Consider the following 18,978-nt stretch of genomic DNA (forward strand, 5'->3'; position numbering starts at 1 on the left):
ACTGCGGCGCCTGAACACCCGGCGGCGGCGTCAGGTTTCGGCGATATTCCGTCGAGTCCGTAATCGCAAACCCGATGAAGATCGCCACGAACAGCAGCGACGCGATCAGCACCATGCCGTTGAACATCGAATCCCAGCGAAGGTGCATGAAGTACAACGCCACCAGCGCCGCCTTCACCACCGCGATCGCCAGCGCGATCCACACGTTCAGATCGCCCGCTTCAATATAGATTGCCAGCACCGTCACCACCGTCAGCACCAGCAGCGCGACGAAGATGCCAACCAGCAGCGACATCGGCACGACGTGGATGTGCTCATCATGCGGCTCATCCGCCGCAATGCCGGGCGCGCGAAGCTCGGTCGTGCTGCTGGCCTGCGGAACCTGGCTGTGGTCGATGTTGTCGGGGTCGCGGTTTTCCATCATTCAAGCTCGCTTCGTTGAGCCGGGGCTTGTCGTCGTCGCCCCTGGCTTTGCGTCATATATTCGTCTGCCAACTGCACGATCGATCAGTGAATCAGGTACAGCAGCGGGAACAGGAAGATCCAGATCAGGTCAACCAAGTGCCAGTACAACCCGACCAGATCGACCGGCGTGTAGTATGCCGGCCCGAAGTGGCCGAACACCGCACGCACCGCGATCCACCCGATCAGCCCCATGCCGATCAGCACGTGAATGCCGTGCAGACCCGTCATCAGGTAGTAGATCTGATAGAAAATATGCGTTCGGTCCCGGTCCAGCGGGCCCATCTGCTCGCGCGTCGGGTAGCCCGGCCGAACTGTTGGGATGTCGTCGCCTTCAATCACCTCCGGCCGAACGCCCGCCGAAGCTGCCGCCGCCGGCCGAATCATCGACACGCGATCGTCGGCAAGCCGCGGCCTTGCAAAGCCCGACGCAGCAGGGGCCGTGTCGATCGTCCCCGGCGCGGCTTCCGCTTCGGCATCCTCCACGCGCGGCGAGTCCTCCGGCACCACGCCCGCCTCCGGCTCCACCCCCGCACCAAAGTCGGCCGGCGCTTCGTCCTCCGGCTGACCGAAACCGGGGTGGTACTGGTTCCACGTCCCCACCCACTTCGCGTCTTCCCACTTCTCCGTGTACTCAATGCCTTTGATGATCATGAACCCCGTGCCGCCGAGCAACGTCAGGCACAGCAGCGTCACCAGCAACTGCTTCTGCCCCAGCTGCGCCGCCCGCACGCCCCACGCCATCGTGAACGAACTGGCCAGCAGGATCACCGTGTTCACCGTGCCCCAGAACGTGTTCAACGATTCATGGGCATACAGGAACACGTCCGGGTTGTTCGCCCGGTACACGGCGTAGGCACAGAACAGCCCGCCGAACATCAGAATCTCAGTCGCCAGAAACACCCACATCCCGAGCTTCCCCGACTCGAACTGCTGTCGAGGGTTGTCGAAATGGTGCGCCAAATGCGGCGGGTGGTCGTGGTGGTCGTGGTTTGCGGTATCACTCATCGGCGGTCAGTCCGGTTATTGATGCTGCCATTGGCCTCTTCAATCATCTTCATCCCAATACGCTCCCCCATAAAGCCCACGGATGTAGCAACGCGAATCCGTGTGCCCCCCAGCCTTACTCTCATCATCCAGTCGTCGTCGGCGTATGCGGCGCGTCCGACGCAGGCGCGGGCTTCTCTTCCTTCAGATCGAGCACGTACGTGTCCAGATCCTTGTCGTAATGCCAGTCGTCAAAGTGGTACGGGTCCGACCCGCGCGGCGTCACCGCAAAGTTCTCATGCGGCGGCGGCGAAACGGTATGCCACTCCAACGAATTATGACCCCACGGGTTCGCCGGCGCTGCCTTGCCCTTCACCAGCGAGTGAATCCACGTGCCCAGTACCCAGAACAAACCGAGGCCCAGCAGGTACGCACCCAGCGTCGACACGAAATGGTGCGTCCAGAACATGTCCGGATACGTCGCATAACGACGCGGCATCCCCTGGCTGCCCGCGACGAACTGAATGTAGAACGTCGCGATAAAGCCGATGAACACCACCACCGCACCCAGTCGGCCGGCCCACTCGCAATACATCTTGCCGAAAATCTTCGGCCACCAGAAGTACATCCCCGCAAGGAACGCGAACATCATCGAGCCCACCATCACGAAGTGAAAGTGCGCCACAACAAAATACGTGTCGTGCAGGTGAACGTCCGTCCCCAGCGAGCCGAGGAACAACCCCGTCAGCCCGCCGATCAGGAACATGCCCAGGAAGCCGATCGCGTAGAGCATCGGCGTGTCCAGCCGAATCGCCCCCTTGTACATCGTCGTCACCCAGTTGAACACCTTGATCGCCGACGGCACCGCCACCGAGAACGTCAGCAGCGAGAAGATCGCGTTCGCCACCGGCGACTGGCCCGACACGAACATGTGGTGGCCCCACACGATGAAGCCCAGCAACGCGATCGCCACCGAGCTGAACGCGATGAACTTGTAGCCGAAAATATGCTTTCGGCTGAACGCCGCGATCACTTCGCTGATGATGCCGAACGCCGGCAGAATCATGATGTACACCGCCGGGTGGCTGTAGAACCAGAAAAAGTGCTGGTACAACACCGGGTCGCCGCCCAGCGCCGGATCAAAAATGCCCACCTGCAACAGACGCTCGGCAATCAGCAACAGCAGCGTGATCGCCAGCACCGGCGTCGCGAGAATCTGAATGATGCTCGTCGCATACAACGCCCACAAAAACAGCGGCAAGCGGAACCATGTCAGCCCCGGCGCTCGCAGCATGTGGATCGACGCGATGAAGTTCACACCCGTCAGGATCGAGCTGAAGCCCAGGATGAACGCGCCCATCACCGCGGCGGTCACGGCCGTGTTCGTGTCCGTCGAGTAGGGGGTGTAGAACGTCCAGCCCGTATCCAGGCCGAACCCCCAACTGTCCGGGATCAACCCCGCGCTCGACAGCACACCCGACAACAGCACCCACACGAAGAACACCAGCCCCGCCATGTAGAAGTACCAGCTGAGCAGGTTCAACCGCGGGAACGCCACGTCTTTGGCTCCCAGCATCAACGGCAGCACAAAGTTACCAAGGATCGCAGGCACCGCCGGGATGATGAACAAAAACACCATCACCGCACCATGCAGCGTGAACATGTGGTTGTAGAAGTCGAACGTCTCGTCCTCGTTCAGGCCCAGCACCGGCCCGAGCGTCAGGCCCGGCGAGATCAGCTCCGTCCGCAACAGCAGCGCGAAAATGCCGCCCAGCAGAAACGCCGTGAGCACGACAATCATGTACATGATGCCGATACGCTTATGGTCCAGCGTCAGCAGCCACGACTTGATGCCCTTGCCGTGATTGAGATAGTGGTCGCCGGGCTGGCGCTTCACCTCGCGGCCGTAGACATCCGTCGGCACGTTGTTGGGAATCGATGACATCGTTCAATCCAAAGGGGCTTTATTAGGGTGCAGGTTTCGGCAGCAGGCCACTGTTTACTCAGTTCACATTCGACCAAGCCGAGCCCTGAGGAGCAACGCGACGAAGGGCCATATCGCCCCGGTCACGCTGCCGTTTCCACCATTTCTTCTTCGCTGTCTGCTTCGACTTCGTTGCTGTCTTCGTCGTCCGCCTCAACGTCGGCGTCTTGATCATCAGCGTCGTCTTCGACGTCGCCATTGGCTTCTTCTACCGGCTCATCCACAGCCGGCTCGTCGTTGGCTTCTTCGTCCGGCTCCTGGCCGGGCAGGTACTCCATCAACTCACCGTCGTAATGCGTGCTGATCGACTTGAGATACTCCGTGATCGCGAGGATCTCGTTGTCGCTCAGCCGACCCGCGAACGACGGCATCTCGTTGCGATAGCCCTGCGTGATCCGCCTGCCGGGGTACAGGATCGACTCGCGAATGTATTCCGCATCCGCCGCCGGCGTGCTGCCGTCCGTCTGCGGCCGACCGTCCGGCATCCCGTAAAAATCATACAACGCCGGCCCCGTCGCCACCGTCGCATCCTCATCAAACGCGTGACACTGCACGCAGCCATGAATCTGCGTCAGCCGCTGACCAATCTCCGCCGGCGTACCGGTCGGCTCGGCCAACTGAGCGATCGCCGAACGGAACTGATCCATCGGCAGCACCACCACGTCCGCCTCCATCACAGAGTGCCGACGCCCGCAATACTCCGCACAGTACAGCGGATGCACAATGCCGTTGAACTCGCCTTCCAACTCGTCCAGCACCGGCTGCACTCGGCGGTCGCCCGGATCGTAGTTCGCCTGGAACCACATCTGGTTATACCGCCCCGGCACCGCGTCCATCTTCACGCGAAACGCCGGAATGAACACGCTGTGAATCACATCCTCACTCGTCAGCGTCAACTTCACCGGCCGATCGGCGGGCACGTAAAGCGTGTTCGTGATCGCACCATTGGGATAGATAAACGTCCAGCTCCAGCGATTCGAATTCACCGTGATGTCATACGTATCGCGTGGCGGGGTCGCCTTGTCCATAAACCCCTGGAAGCCGAACCAGAAAATCGCCAGCACCAGGATCAGCGGGATGATCGTCCACGTCATCTCCAACGCCGTGTGATGCGTATGCGTGTGCTCGCCTTCCAGCCGTTTGTCGGTTCGCCGATACTTCACCGCGAAGTAGATCGCCGCGAGCGAAATGCCCACGGTAAAAAACGCGCTGATGTAGTAAATGAAATACCACGTCCAGTCATACTCGGCCGCGAAGGTCGAGTCCTGCGCCGGCAGGTAAAACGAAGGGTCTTGTGATTGAGCCAGGATGGCGAGCATCATCTAGTCCAGGGTGTCAGGGATCAGGTCTAAAGCGTCAGCGTTCAGCGGCTGCCCCAAAGGGGCGCTCCACACCAGCTCACGATCCAACCTGCTCCGGGGTATCCGGGGGGCCCGGGGGTCCATGTTTATCCGTGTTCGTCGTTGTCTGTCGGTTTATCAAACTGTGCTTGGCGCTGCATGCCGCGCACCGTCATCACGCCAATCGCGATCAGCAGCACGACCACCGTCATCGCGCCCGCCAGCCGCATCAGGTTCATCGCCACCAGCGTGTACTCGCCGCGCGATTCGTCAAACGCGAAGCAGTACAGCAACACGCGGTCCATCGTCGAGCCAACCTTGCCCTCCGAGCTTTCCACCAGCGAAAGCCGAAGCGTCGTCGTCGGATACGAAACGCCGTACAGGTATCGCGACACCCGGCCGTCCGGCGTTAGCAACATGATCGCAGCCGGGTGCACATACTGCTGCGCCCGCTCCGACCAGCGATACGGAAAGCCCACCGCCTCGGCGATCGCACGCACGTCCGCGTCTTCGCCCGTGAGGAAATGCCAGCCCGCCGCCGCCTGCTCATCATTGAGCATGCGCATCGCCTGCTTCTTCGCCTCGGCCGCCATCGCCGAACTCTCGGTCGGATCAAAACTGATCGTCACGACCTCGTAGTCCTGCCCCGGCACCCAGCCGTCGCGATTTTCCAACTCACGCAGCGACGTGCCCAGCCCGCGAATCATCTGACCGCAAAGCATCGGGCAGCCGTAGTACGCCAGGTTCAGAATCACCGGCCGATCGGCGTCAAAATAGTCGCCCAGCCGAACCGTCTGCCCGGTCTCATCCACCAGCGTCGCGTCCAGCGGCACGCGGTCGCCCAGCTTCTCCACCAGGTCCAGATCGCGCGTCTCCGCCTCGGCCGTCCCACGACCGCCGCCTTCCAGGTCCAGCTTCGGCGGCGCCGGCACCATCTGTGCCCACGCCCCCGATCCCACAGCAAACACCACAACCACCGCCGTAAGCCACACCAGCAGCCCGCCGAAGCGATCGTCAGATTGTCGTGTCCTGCATTTAATCATGGCAAATACTCAACCCGGGCAAGCCCCCATCCATTCCCACATCGCCCCCGCTCCAAAGCTCCGACCACTCCCCTCGAAGGCCGGATTCAATCCGCGGGTCTCCCTCCCCCAGTCCAGCACCCACACCCGCACAACAGGTGTAGTCTCACATCTTAGCCCCGGAACCTGCCCCCGTCCCCGCGCTGGCCATGCCTACTGCCCATGCCGCTGGAGATACATCTCGATCCCCTGATCGATCGGCACCGCGGCGCGTTGCTGTTCGTCGTCAACCCACCGATACGTTTCCATCCGGTTGCGCTGCCGCGTGTTCAGCTCAACAAGCTCGCGGTCGTGCACTTCGTAAACCTTGCGTTCGCGTTCCTGCATCGCTTCAAAGTGAAACCATGCCTGAATGCCGACAACGATCACGATCAGCAGAATCGAAGAGATCACGCCGATCGTAAGGATCAGCGGCACGTTCACATCCTGCATGCGACTTTCGTTATTGCCGTTACCTGCCATCGTTCGATGACCTTCCGTTTCTTCTGTCCGACGCTCACGGCTTCAACCGCGATGCGAACTTTGCCTGAAGCTTGCCTATGCGAACTTAAATATTGTGAAACGCCACCGACTCGCCCAATCGCGGGTCGCCCGAAGGCACGAGGCTATGCCCCGCCGCCGTCCGCACCGCACCGGCCAGCGTGATGCCCACGATACCCACGAGGCAAAGCAGTTCCACCACCGGCACGGGAATCGTGCGATGTTCAAACATCGGCATGATCACCCAGTACAGGTCCAGCCAGCAGAACACCAGAAGCCAGACGCACCAGAACGCCAGCACCGCCCGGTTCCGCTTCGCGTGTCGCGAAAGCAGCCCGGCGAACGGAATCAGCAGGTGGCCGAACAACAACGCCAGCACAATCACTGTCCACGCGTTGCCTCGGCCGACGACGGTCGACGCGCCGCGCATCTCAAACCAGTACGCCGTGTCCGGCAGCGACGCGTACCACAGCAGCATGTACTGGCTGAACGCGATGTAGCCCCAGAAAAACACAAACGCAAAAAGCAGCTTGCCCAGGTCGTGAAAATGCTCCGTCGTCACATGCGTCAGCCAGCCCCACTTCTGCAAACCGATCAGCGTGAGGATCATCACCGACAGCGCCGCGAGCATCCCGCCTGAGAAGTAGTACACGCCGAACACGGTCGAGTACCACAACGGGTCCAGCGACATGATCAGGTCAAACGAGAGGAACGTGATCACCACGCCGTAGATCACGATCGCCGGCGCTGCGAAGATTTCCATCTTTCGCGTCAGCGCCGCGTCCGCCGTCACATCCTGCTTGACCGACGTCCGCCAGTACCAGATCGCGATCCCCGACAGGACCACCATGTAGAAGATCCACCGCAGGCCGAAGAACGGAATGTTCAGCCACGCCCGCTTGCCCATGACATAGTGCATGCCCGGCACGACTTCGCCATCGACAGCCGCCTGATCGTACGGGTTCAACTCCATCCGCCGTGTCGACGCGGGCAACTCCACGCCTTGCTGAGCAGCGGAGATCTCCATCGCCACCGCTTCTGCCTCCGCCGCCGCCTCGGCATGCGCCGCCTGGGCCGACTCCATGTCCCAATGCGCCCACGGATAAAGCTGACCATCGCCGAGCAACGCGAACAGCAGAATCGGCGCCGACAGCACCGCCACCACCGGCATGTTCGCCGCGATCGCCTCCGCAGGCCGACGCACAAGCACCGACCACCCCGCACGGAACAGGTGCGTGATCAGCACGAAAAACAGGCAACCCAGCGTAATCGCCAGCACGAACGAATAGCTCACCAGGTACGCGAACGCGAACCGTCGGCCGCCGTCGGGCAGGAAAAACGCCACCAGCACCGCCAGCAGCAGCCCGCCCAGCCCGAGCAGGAAACCGAGGCTATACACCGGCCACGCGCGGTCACCCAGCGGCCGTGTCTCGCTCTCGGAAAGTTGTATCGGTCCGTTATGTGCCACCGTCTACTCCGTTCGTTTCCAGTTTCCAGTTTCGAGTTTCGAGTTAAGCCTCGGAACCCATCAACTGGAAACTCAGAACTAGAAACTCGAAACTCATTCCCCCGCCCGCAGCCGTTCGAGCTGCTCCGGCGTCAATTCATCCGCGGGCACGTCCTGGCTGAGCTGCAACGCACGTACGTACGCCACAATCGCCCACCGGTCCGCCACGTCAATCTGCTGCGCGTAACCCGGCATGTTGCGTATGCCATGCGTGATCACGCTGAACAACTCGCCATCCGGAAACAGCTCCGGCCCGAACTGAAGGCCACCCGTATTCTCATCGCGAGCATGCAGGTCCGACGCCGGGGCCCAGCTCGTCCCCGCCGACTGCGCAGGCCCCGCCGCCATCAGCCGCTGCGCCCGCTCGTTGATCGGCCCGTCGCCCGCGCCGTCCATGCCGTGACACGGATAGCAGTAAATGTCATACCGTTCACGCCCGCGCTGCATCAGCCCGGCGTTCACTTCAATCTCCGGCGGAAGCCCTTCGAAAAACTCCGGCTCCCATTCGCCATCACCATTTTGCACGAGCTGATAGCCGCGGTAGTAGTGATCGCTTTCGCGAAGCTCGTCCGGGTCCGGCCGACCGATCGTTCGGCCGTAGCCCACCGTGCCCGGCACGGGCGGACGCATCGCACGGTTATCTTCAAACAGCGGGTTCACCGACTGCGCCCGATAGCTCGGCTGATCGCCCATTCCCTGAAACAACTCAATCGGCCGACGCTCGGACAACGTCACCCGCGACAGCGCAATCAACGACAGCGGAATCCACGACGCCACCACGCTGATCAACAGCAACGCGATCAGCCAGAACGGCGGCCGCGGCAGGTGAAAGCTCTTGTCGATCACCGACGGCAGGCGAGCCTGCTTGCCGTTCGATGCGTCGTTGGGGTTGTTCACGTCTCGTGCCATAGCTGTTCACTGGGGTTCGGGGTTCGCGGTGCGGGGTTCGGGAAACAGTGCCCTGTCCCCTCGGGTCGGAACCCTTGCAATCAGAACGTCACCGCTTCCACCGCGGCGGCGCCTTGCTTTTCGAGGAACTCGGCCGTGCCCTGACGGTCGTAATGCTTGTCCGTCGTCAGCACGGTGATGAAAAAACGGTCGTCCGTCGCGCGGCGGAACCGCTCGTTTTGCAACAACGGCTGACTCAGCAGCGGCAGCTTGTTCAACACCAGCATGCCGAACACCGCGCCGAACGCCGACAGCAGAATCGTCAACTCAAACACAATCGGAATCCACGCAGGCATCGAGTTCAACGGCTTGCCCGACACCAGGAACGGGTAGTCAATCGACTGCGTCCAGATCGTCAGCACAAGGCCCGCCGCCATCCCCGTCAGACCGCCGCCGAGCACGATCCAAGGCAGAATCGTCGGCGTGATGTTCAGATCGTGGTCCAGTCCGTGAATCGGAAACGGACTGTGCACGTCGAACAACCGATAGCCTTCGCCCTTCAGTGCATGAGCGGCAGACTTCACACCGTCGACATCTTCGAACTCCGCGAGCAGGGCGTAAACCTCCTCCTGCTCCAGTTCGCCAGTCTCAGGCGTTTCGAGGGTATGGATATTGGCTTGCGTCATCTTTGTCACTCGTCCTCGCGGCCGGTCGCTTCATCACCGAGCGTCGCACGATAGTCGGCATGACCGTTGGCGTGGGCCTGCGGCATCACCGTCTTCACTTCCGCCATCGCCACCATCGGCAGGAACTTGCAGAACAGCAGGAACAGCGTGAAGAACAGACCGAAGCTGCCCAGCAGCATGCCCATGTCAACCCACGTCGGCCAGTACATCGCCCAGCTCGACGGCAGGAAGTCGCGGTGCAGGCTGGTCACGATGATCACGAACCGCTCGAACCACATGCCCACGTTCACGCACATCGCCGCGAACAGCAGCGTCCACGGATTCAAACGACACCACTTGAACCACAGAATCTGCGGACCCACGATATTGCAGAAAATCATCGTCCAGAACGCCCACGCATAAGGCCCGAACGGACGATTCAAAAACGCGTACTGCTCAAAATGATGCCCCGAATACCAGGCGACAAAGAACTCCACAGCGTACGCGTACGCGACGATCATCCCCGTGCCGAGCATGACCTTGGCCATGTTCTCCATATGCCTGGCCGTGATGAAATCCTCAAGCCCGAACAGGTGACGCGCCGGCAACGCGAGCGTGATCACCATCGCAAACCCGCCGAAGATCGCACCCGCGACAAAGTAAGGCGGGAAGATCGTCGTATGCCAACCCGGAAGCTGCGACACCGCGAAGTCGAACGACACGACCGAGTGCACCGAAAGCACCAGCGGCGTCGCCAGCGCTGCCAGCAGCAGGTACGCCTTCTCATAACGATGCCACTGCCGCATCGACCCGGTCCACCCCAGGCTCGCAGCGCCGTACGCCATCTGCGCGATGCGGTTTTTCGCACGGTCGCGAAGCGTCGCAAGGTCGGGAATCATGCCCACGTACCAGAACAGCGCCGACACGGTTGCGTAAGTGCTCACCGCGAACACGTCCCACAGCAGCGGGCTGCGGAACTGCGGCCACATGTCCATCTGGTTCGGAATCGGGAACAGCCAGTACGCAAGCCACGGCCGACCGATATGCACCGCCGGGAACAGGCCCGCACACGTGACCGCGAAGATCGTCATCGCCTCGGCGAAACGGTTGATGCTCGTTCGCCAGTTCTGCCGGAACAGGAACAAAATGGCGGAGATCAGCGTGCCCGCGTGGCCGATGCCCACCCAGAACACGAAGTTGATGATGTCGAACGCCCAGCCGACCGGCTGGTTATTGCCCCACACCCCAACGCCCGTGGTCACCAGGTAAAGCAGGCAGCCTTTCAGCAGGCCCACCAGACTCAGTGAGATCAGCAGGGCGATCCACCACCAGAACTGCGGACGGGTTTCAGCAATACGGCTGACCTTCTCGGTCACCGTGCTGAAATCGTTCGCGCCCACAACCAGCGCGGCCCGCTCGCGCGGGTCATCACCGGTGTTCTGGGCCGGCACGTCAATCAGGCTGTCGCTGCGAATCGTCGCCATGGTCAGTTTCGAGTTTCAGGTTTCGAGTTTCGAGTTTTACGCTTCGGGTGACGAGTCGAGTCCGGGTCGCCTGGGCAACTCGAAACTCGAAACTCGCGACTCGAAACTACGCCTCAGTCGGGTTTCTCAATTTCGCCAGGTACCGTGTGCGTGGCCGGGTGTTCAGTTCCGGGTTCAGCACGCCATAGGAGCGCGGTTTGTCCTGCTCGCGGGTGACGGCGCTGTCTTCCTTGTTCAGGTCGCCGAACACGATCGCCCGCGTCGGGCACGACTGCTGACAAGCCGTCTGCACTTCGCCTTCCTGCACCAGCGGCTCGTCCCGTTGGCCCTTGGACCATTGGTTCTTCGCGTCGATCTTCGCCCGCGAAAGCCGCTGCATGCAGTACGTGCACTTCTCCATCACGCCACGCATGCGGACCGTCACGTCCGGGTTGAACTGCATCGCACGAATGCGGTCGTAGTCCGTGCCCGAGCGGTCCTGCCGCTGCTGATCGTCCGGAATGCCAAGCCACGGCTTGGGGAATCGCGTGTTGCGAACGTCCTGCGCGTGATAGTCGAGATAGTTGAACCGACGAACCTTGTACGGGCAGTTGTTCGCACAATATCGCGTGCCCACGCAGCGGTTGTAGACCTGGAGGTTCAACCCTTCCGTGTCGTGAATCGCCGCGTTGACCGGGCAGACCTGCTCGCAAGGCGCGTTCTCGCAGTGCACGCACATCATCGGCTGATGCACCACGGCGGTTCGGCTCTGCTCGTTTTTCGGATCGCCCTTGAAGTAGCGGTCGATGCGAATCCAGTGCATCTCCCGGCTCATGAGCACCTGGTCTTTGCCCACCACCGGTACGTTGTTTTCCGCCTGGCAAGCCACGACGCACGCGTTGCAGCCGATGCACGAGTTCATGTCGATCGACATGCCCCACGCATGCGGGTTGTTGAACGCCACCGGCCCGCCTTCACGCTTCGGCGGCGTGCCGTAAGGCGGCTGGTAAAGCTGCAACGGAAGATCGCCGTTCCTGCCGCGACGCATCGCCTGCGGGTTCTCGGCGTAATCCGACAGCGGCACATCCTTGATCAGATAGCCGCCTTCGCCCGCCTGCTCGCCGATGCGCTTGTTCACGGCCCACTGGCCGGTGTTGTCGATCAAATGATGGTTTTGCGTCGTCGCGAGGCGATATCGACCTCGGCCGCGCTCCACCTCCACCGCCGCGACGTGCATCGCGTTGCTCGTGCGAAGGGCGTAGGTGTTGTGGCCAACCTCATTGCCGACGTGGCCCGACGCCGTACGGCCATAACCCAGGTGCACCACGATCGCGCCGCGGGCCTGCCCCGGCATGATGAACACGGGCAGTTCCATCGACTCGCCCGCGACCGTGAGTTGGATCACATCTTCCTGCCGCCAACCGTTCGCTTCCGCGTCCGCGACCGACACCAGCGCTGCGTTGTCCCACGTCAGCTTCGTCAGCGGGCCGGGCAGTTCCTGCAACCAGCCGTTGTTCGCCCATCGGCCGTCGTACACGTTCGGGTCGAGGCGGAAGGCGATTTCATATTCACCCTCGGCCGCATCCGGCGTCGCGTCGTCGGCCACGACGTTCACGTTCGGCGTGTCGATCTCACCATACGCCGACCCTTCGATCACGCCTTCGTGCAGCAGTCGTCGCCAGGCCCGCTCGAAGTCATCGCCCGCGTCGGCAAGGTACAGTTCGCCCGCCACGCGCCGCACGATGTCGTAGCCGGACGTCTCATCATCACCCAGCACAGTCGCGAGCACTTCAATCGCCGACCGCCCGCCGAACAGCGGCAGAATCAACGGCTGCTGCACGCTGATCGTGCCGTCCCACGCTCGGCCGTCGCCCCACGCCTCAAGGTAATGCGACGCAGGCAAATGCCATTCACACACCTGCGACGTTTCGTCGTGATAGTCGCCCAGCCGAATCGTCGTTTCGACCTGCCGCATCGCGTCGGCAAACGCAAGGTCAGCCGGCGCGTCGTACGCCGGGTTGCCGCCGAGCACGATCAGCGTGTCGATCTCGCCGCCGTTCATCCGCTCGGTGAGTTCAGTGATCTGATCAAGCTGCGTACGCTCACGACCGCCCGGCTCTTCGACGAGCGTAATCGTCTGGCCGAGGTTGTTCAGTTGTTCGTTGATCGCCCACGCCAGCGCATGCGTCTCGGCAGGCTGATCCGGGCCGACGATGACCAGGCTTTCGCCCGCATGGTCCTGCAAGTCGGCCGCGAGCTTATTAATGAAGTCGCTCGAACCGTTAAGCTCGACATCACCCGCACCACTCACGCCAAGCCGGGCCGCAAGCCCGCGCACCAGCGACGGAATGTTGCTCGCCCGCGTCGCCAGCCGTTCGTCCGCCACGCTGCCGATCAGCGAGAATGTCGGCTCGGCGGCGTACACACGGCTCATGCGGAAATCATCATCCACCTGCTGACGCAACTTGCCCCAGTCGCGAGCATGTCGCACCGCCGCAGGGTGGCTGAACAGCGGGTCCGCATCGAACGCCGCTATCACCATCGCCTGCTCAAAGTGATACTTCGGCCGAACGCTCTGATTGAACGCCAACCGCGCGCCTGCCAACTCGTTGTCACGGTTGATCGGCTCCCACTCGTACCACTGCGCTTGCGGATACTGCTCCATGAAGCGAGCACGCATCGCCATCACCGACGGGCTGTCGCTCGGCTCGGCCAGCACCGCCACCGTGCCCGACGCCTCGCCCGCACGCCCCTCAAAATGCTCGCGGGCAAACACCTGGAACGCGTCCCACGTGCCCGCCACACGCTGCCGCTGCTGCTCATCCCCCTGAGCCTCGCGCCAGCCACGGAACACCCGCCGCGAGCGATCCGGATCGTACATATTAAGGATGCTTGCTTGCGTCCACGCGTCGGTCGCGCCCTGCGAGTAGGGGTGGTCGGGGTGGCCTTCGATCTTGATCGGCCGACCGTCGAACGCCTCGACGAGCAAGCCCGTCGCCACGCCGCCGCGCGTCGTCTGACTGGCGTAGTAGACCGTCGTGCCCGGCGCGCGACCTTCAGGTCGGTTCGCGTAAGGAACGAGCAGTTCCTCCGGCCAACGCCGACAACCTGTCAGCGTCAAGCCCGCCAGCGACATCGACGCCGCCATGATCTGCATGAACCGTCGGCGCGAGAGCTTCATCTGCTCCGCATCAATCGGTTCGCCCGCTTTGGCTTGCCACTCGCGAAACTCGGTTGAGTCCGCGTACTCTTCGAGGCTGCGCCAATAGTCCCGGCCGTAGATGTTTGGTGTTAGCGATGACAAGTCGAGCAGCTCACCATGTACATTGTGTCGTGAATGCTGTATTTCTGCTTCACGGCAGTGCCGATCACCAGTTGCGCTTCGTCACGGCTCAACTCGTCCACGCGATCGCGCTGAGCCTCGTCCATGTGCGCTTCATACTCTTCCACATGAGCAAGCAAATGCTCACGCGGATCCCAATCCAGTTGTGTCACATACTCCGCCGGCCGCAACGCCTTCTCCGGCTCGCGGTGGCAGTCCAGGCACCACGCCATGCTCAACGACTCCGCCCGGTACACGACTTCCATCGTGTCCACTCGGCCGTGGCAGTCCACACACGACACACCACGGTTCACGTGAGCCGAGTGATTGAAATACACGAAGTCCGGCGAGTCGTGAACCTTGATCCATTCGATCGGTTGACCCGTCTCGTAACTTTCATGCACCGGCCGAAGCGCCGCGCTGTCTTTCTTGATCCCCGCCGCATCGCCGGGCGCGTGACACGAAATGCACACCTGCGTCGACGGAATCGCGGCGAAGTCGGTCTGCTCCACGGTCGTGTGGCAGTACCGGCAGTCCATCCCCAACTCACCGACGTGCATTGCGTGACTGAAGGGTACGGGCTGCTGCGGGGCGTAGCCCACGCTCAACGTGTCCGCCGACAGGCCGAAGCCCACCAGCACAGGCACGTACAGGCCGCCACCCACCGCGCCGAGCACTGCCAGCGGCAACAGGTAGTTCACCCATCGCGGGAAAACGAATCGGCTTGAAGCTGCTTTGTTGGCCATGCGTCGATACCACTGCTCGAAGCCGTGATTCTAAGTCGAATCAAGCGGAGGTCAAAAAAGGACCGCATGTTGCGGCCGAAGCTTGAATAAGACACAAAAGATAGCGACCAATCACGCTGCTGACAAAGTCGCCGGGTTCTCCACAAATTGACCCGCCGCTCATCAGCCCCGCTCAGCCCCGCGGAGATCCCCCCAGACAGGCCGCCCCCTCGCCAAAACAGGACACCTCAGCGCCCCGTCGTTTCCCCCATCCCCCGCCTGCTCAACGCGGATGCCGGAACACTTCGTCGTCGTCCGCGGCCCCTACTGTATCGACCATTGCCCGGCCGGTGGGCCAGAAAGGTGCAAATAACATGAACGCCACCGCCGCTGGCAAAAGGTTCGGCAGCAGCGTTCCGCTAAACAGCACGCCCACCAGCGCGATGATCCCGCCGACTTCCGGCGCGATCCAGATCGTGATCATCCCTTTCAGGTAACTCTCCGGATCGACCGAACGTCCTTCCCAGTACGAGCGATACACATGATGCCGCAGCAAAAACGCCCCCGGCGTCGCCAGCAGCAGCCACGCCAGCGAGACAAGGAAAAACACCTGTCCAAGCATGGGGCGCGTCGTTCCTTCGCCGAACACCAGCGACCACATCACCACCACGAACAGCGCTGCCGGGGTCAGTAGAAACACGGTCCACCAGATCCACGCCAGCCGCAACGCTCGTTCCATCGTCATCGTTCAACTCCCCTGACTAGCCGTCTGCATTTTGCAGACCATTCACACGAAACACGCAACCGAATCGCCCACCACACCCTCACAACGATGATCCTATCAACTCCCGCCCCACATTGCGCGACTTCTTTCCCAAAACCAGAAACCAGAAACCACAAACCAGAAACCTCTCCCTTAACCCCTCGCATTGGACGTACCGCTGCGAATGGTCGATAACATACCCGGCCGTCAACCCCGGCCAGGGAGCTACCCATGCCTCGCAATATCCCCGTCGGCAACGGACAGATGCTGGTCACCTTCGATCAGCACTACCGCGTGCGCGACCTCTACTACCCACACGTCGGCCAGGAAAACCACGCCGGCGGCTCACCCTGTCGCTTCGGCGTCTGGGCAGACATCCCCGAAAACCCCGACCGCAAAGACGAGCGACGACGCAAACGCCTCTACTGGTCCGACGAAGGCTGGGACATCAACCTCGGCTACCGCCCTGAAACGCTCGCCACCGACGTCCGCATGCGCCACGACGCCTTCCAGCTCGAGCTGCGCTGCTCCGACGTCGCTGACTTCCATCGCCCCGTCATGGTCCGGCGCATCGAAGTCGCCAACCTTACCGATCAGGAACGCGAAGTCCGACTCTTCCACCAGCACGACTTCCAGATGTACGGCACGAAAGTCGGCGATACCGCCTACTACGACCCCCAACTCCGCAGCCTCATCCACTATCGACGTGCACGCTACATCATGACCTGCTTCTACCTCGACGGGGAGCAGCAGATCGACGAGTACGCCACTGGCAACGCAGGCTTCGGCGGCGCGGAGGGCACTTACCGCGACGCCGAAGACGGCCACCTCGGCATGAACTCCATCGCCCAGGGCGCTGTCGACTCCACCATGATGGTTCGCGTCCAACTGCCCGCCAACGGCATGCGCGTCGTCTACCTCGTCATCGGCTGCGGCCACAAGTACGACGACCTCGAACAACTGCACCGCTTCCTCCATCGCGAAACACCGCAAGGCGTCGTCGATCGCACGGTCAGCTACTGGCGACTCTGGCTCGCCGCGACACGCACCGACCTCGACGACTACACCGAGCGCGGCCTGTCGAAGAAAGTCGTCGACCTATTCAAACGCTCGCTGCTCGTGGTCCGCACGCAGATCGACAACACCGGTGCGATCATCGCCGCGAACGACTCGGACATCATGCAGTTTTCGCGCGATACCTATTCCTACCTCTGGCCGCGCGACGGCGCATACGTTGCCGACGCGATGGACGCCGCCGGCTTCCCCAACGTCTCGCGAAGCTTCCTCTCGCTCTGCGCCAAGATCATTAACGATCAAGGCTACTTCCTTCACAAATACAACCCCGACGGCTCGCTCGCGTCGAGTTGGCATCCGTGGGTGTCCAACGGCCGACCGCAACTGCCCATTCAGGAAGACGAAACCGCGCTCGTACTCTGGGCCGCCTGGCGACACTACGTCCGCTATCGCGATATCGAGTTCATGCGTCCGCTGTGGATTCGCCTCATTCAGCCGGCGGGCGATTTCCTTGTCCGCTTCCGCGATCCCGAAACGCACCTGCCCCTGCCCAGTTGGGACTTGTGGGAAGAGCGGTGGGGCGTGCACGCATTCACCGTCGCGACTGTTTATGCCGGGCTCAAGGCGGCGTGGCAGTTCGCCGTCTGCTTCGGCGATCACGCGCGGGCGTCGCGCTATTCGCAGGCCGCCGAGCAGGTCCGCTCCGCGTTCTGCAAGCATCTGTGGTCGGAAAAGCACGGCCGATTCCTCCGCCGTATCGTCCCGCTCGACCACGACCGCACCGCCGGCCTCATGGCAGAGGTCATGGCCGGCCGCGATCCCACCGCCAGCCACGTCGATCTCAACGGGGCAACCGACACCGCGAAAAACGGCAACGGCGACGATCACAAGTTCGAAGTCGACGAAACGCTCGACGCTTCGATGTACGCCATCTTCGGCCTCGGCCTGCTGCCGGTCGACGACAAACGTGTCACCGCCACCATGGACGCCATCGAAAAACGACTCTGGATCAAGACCGACGTCGGCGGCGTCGCCCGCTACGAAGATGACTACTACCACCAGGTCACGCGAGACACGGAAAACGTGCCCGGCAACCCGTGGTTCATCTGCACGCTCTGGTTGGCCGACTACTACATCGCCCGCGCTCAAGACGTCGATCAACTCAACAAAGCGTTGCCCATCATGGAGTGGGTCGCCAACCGCGCGCTGCCCTCCGGCGTGCTCGCTGAGCAGGTGCACCCTGAAACCAACGCGCCGCTGTCCGTCTCACCGCTGACATGGAGTCACGCCACCGTCGTCTCCACTGTCATGCAGTACCTCAGCAAGCTCGACGAAATGAGCGCCTGCGAATCGTGTGGCCAACCCCACCAGTCTCGACTGCCCGACGCCCGCCTGCTACGTCGGCAGTCCATCGCGCGCAAGTCCACCATGCCCGACCCCACCCACCCATAACACAACACCCACCCCACAAAGCCCGGGGATGGCAATCCCCGGGCTCCCTTCGCGCGCCCCAACCCCACCGTGCACATCCCCCTCACCGCAACCGTTCATCCTCAGCCTTACGCACCGCCGGCGTCGTCGTCGCCGCGGCGAACAGGCAGATTGTCGCCAGCAACTCGACCATCTCTTCGATGTACTGCGACGTGCTCGGATCAATCGGAAACTTTTCTTTGTCGAACGGCCACGACATAACATAAAAGACACACCCCGCCAGCGTGAACAACGCACATGGGCTTAAGAATGCCTGCCGTACATACCCGCGCAGCCAGTCGATGCGCGGCACGAGCAGCCCGATGAACACCACCCACGCCACCACCACCAGCCCGCGAATCGCCAGTTCGATGCTCGGCCAGAACGGTGCAGGCCCAAACTCATCAATCTGCAACTCGCGCACCGCAAACGACAGGCAGAGGATCGCCAACCCCGCCCGGTACCACGCATCAAAACGATACTCCCGTCGAACCGCGCGAAGGCTGTGCACCAGGTACGCCATCAACAGCAGAAATGCCTGCGTCGTCTCTACAACATGATGCTCGTCCATCGTGTTCTCGTCATATCGCCAGAGCGTAAACGTGCCCAGCACACTCAAGATCAAAATGCCCACCCAGACCAGTGTCGGCCATAGCGCAAGCCGTTCGAAATCCGCCAAAGGTCTGTCACGTTGGGGTTGGTCAGTCATGCTGCTCCGTGGTGCTGTCAACACGCGCCGATTGGAAATGGTCCGGAAAATGTAGACACGCCGTGACGATGCGCTTCACACATCGACGCATTCCGCGCCTGGCGTCATGATCGAATT

15 protein-coding genes are annotated in these 18,978 nt (G+C 62.0%); 1 reads left to right on the top strand and 14 read right to left on the bottom strand.

The window, feature by feature from the left end; translation table 11 throughout:
• The 13 genes from ACERK3_04645 to ACERK3_04705 form a co-directional block, all read right to left on the bottom strand.
• Positions 1 to 424: cytochrome C oxidase subunit IV family protein (locus ACERK3_04645; GenBank protein MFA9477579.1), on the bottom strand; the 424-nt coding region annotated here is incomplete at its 3' end.
• An 83-nt stretch (positions 425 to 507) separates the two neighbouring features.
• Entirely contained in the window at positions 508 to 1,470 is a 963-nt protein-coding gene (locus tag ACERK3_04650; protein MFA9477580.1) for a cytochrome c oxidase subunit 3, read from the bottom strand.
• A gap of 124 nt (positions 1,471 to 1,594) precedes the next feature.
• Positions 1,595 to 3,394: a cbb3-type cytochrome c oxidase subunit I gene (locus ACERK3_04655; GenBank protein MFA9477581.1), complete on the bottom strand. Its 1,800-nt coding sequence runs from the start codon at positions 3,392 to 3,394 to the stop codon at positions 1,595 to 1,597.
• Between the two features lie 122 nt (positions 3,395 to 3,516).
• Positions 3,517 to 4,755, bottom strand: a complete 1,239-nt coding sequence (locus tag ACERK3_04660; protein MFA9477582.1) for a cytochrome c oxidase subunit II — start codon at positions 4,753 to 4,755, stop codon at positions 3,517 to 3,519.
• Positions 4,756 to 4,880: 125 nt separating this feature from the next.
• The gene (locus tag ACERK3_04665) at positions 4,881 to 5,816 is read right to left on the bottom strand and encodes an SCO family protein (GenBank protein MFA9477583.1); all 936 of its coding nucleotides are present in this window, start codon (positions 5,814 to 5,816) and stop codon (positions 4,881 to 4,883) included.
• A 192-nt stretch (positions 5,817 to 6,008) separates the two neighbouring features.
• The gene (locus tag ACERK3_04670; GenBank protein ID MFA9477584.1) at positions 6,009 to 6,287 is read right to left on the bottom strand and encodes a hypothetical protein; all 279 of its coding nucleotides are present in this window, start codon (positions 6,285 to 6,287) and stop codon (positions 6,009 to 6,011) included.
• Positions 6,288 to 6,402: 115 nt separating this feature from the next.
• Positions 6,403 to 7,803 (bottom strand): hypothetical protein, encoded by a 1,401-nt coding sequence (locus ACERK3_04675; protein ID MFA9477585.1) that lies wholly within the window; start codon positions 7,801 to 7,803, stop codon positions 6,403 to 6,405.
• A gap of 93 nt (positions 7,804 to 7,896) precedes the next feature.
• Positions 7,897 to 8,751 (bottom strand): cytochrome c, encoded by an 855-nt coding sequence (locus ACERK3_04680; GenBank protein ID MFA9477586.1) that lies wholly within the window; start codon positions 8,749 to 8,751, stop codon positions 7,897 to 7,899.
• Between the two features lie 80 nt (positions 8,752 to 8,831).
• Positions 8,832 to 9,416 carry a DUF3341 domain-containing protein gene (locus ACERK3_04685; GenBank protein ID MFA9477587.1) on the bottom strand — a complete coding sequence of 195 codons (585 nt, stop codon included), beginning with the start codon at positions 9,414 to 9,416 and terminating at the stop codon, positions 8,832 to 8,834.
• Positions 9,417 to 9,421: 5 nt separating this feature from the next.
• Positions 9,422 to 10,879: an NrfD/PsrC family molybdoenzyme membrane anchor subunit gene (gene nrfD / locus ACERK3_04690; GenBank protein MFA9477588.1), complete on the bottom strand. Its 1,458-nt coding sequence runs from the start codon at positions 10,877 to 10,879 to the stop codon at positions 9,422 to 9,424.
• Between the two features lie 106 nt (positions 10,880 to 10,985).
• Positions 10,986 to 14,162: a TAT-variant-translocated molybdopterin oxidoreductase gene (locus ACERK3_04695; protein ID MFA9477589.1), complete on the bottom strand. Its 3,177-nt coding sequence runs from the start codon at positions 14,160 to 14,162 to the stop codon at positions 10,986 to 10,988.
• Positions 14,150 to 14,926, bottom strand: a complete 777-nt coding sequence (locus ACERK3_04700) for a cytochrome c3 family protein (protein MFA9477590.1) — start codon at positions 14,924 to 14,926, stop codon at positions 14,150 to 14,152. Before ACERK3_04700 ends, ACERK3_04695 begins: the two co-directional genes overlap by 13 nt.
• Before the next feature lie 262 nt (positions 14,927 to 15,188).
• Entirely contained in the window at positions 15,189 to 15,650 is a 462-nt protein-coding gene (locus ACERK3_04705; GenBank protein ID MFA9477591.1) for a hypothetical protein, read from the bottom strand.
• 249 nt (positions 15,651 to 15,899) lie between these two features.
• On the opposite strand from ACERK3_04705, the gene ACERK3_04710 reads away from it, so the two are divergent.
• A complete protein-coding gene (locus tag ACERK3_04710) occupies positions 15,900 to 18,134 on the top strand; it encodes a glycoside hydrolase family 15 protein (protein MFA9477592.1) in 2,235 nt (744 codons plus the stop codon).
• An 82-nt stretch (positions 18,135 to 18,216) separates the two neighbouring features.
• On the opposite strand, the gene ACERK3_04715 is transcribed toward ACERK3_04710, so the two are convergent.
• The gene (locus ACERK3_04715; GenBank protein MFA9477593.1) at positions 18,217 to 18,861 is read right to left on the bottom strand and encodes a hypothetical protein; all 645 of its coding nucleotides are present in this window, start codon (positions 18,859 to 18,861) and stop codon (positions 18,217 to 18,219) included.
• Positions 18,862 to 18,978: the final 117 nt, after the last annotated feature.

Source organism: Phycisphaerales bacterium AB-hyl4, assembly GCA_041821185.1.
Classification (GTDB): Bacteria; Planctomycetota; Phycisphaerae; order Phycisphaerales; family Phycisphaeraceae; genus Natronomicrosphaera; species Natronomicrosphaera hydrolytica.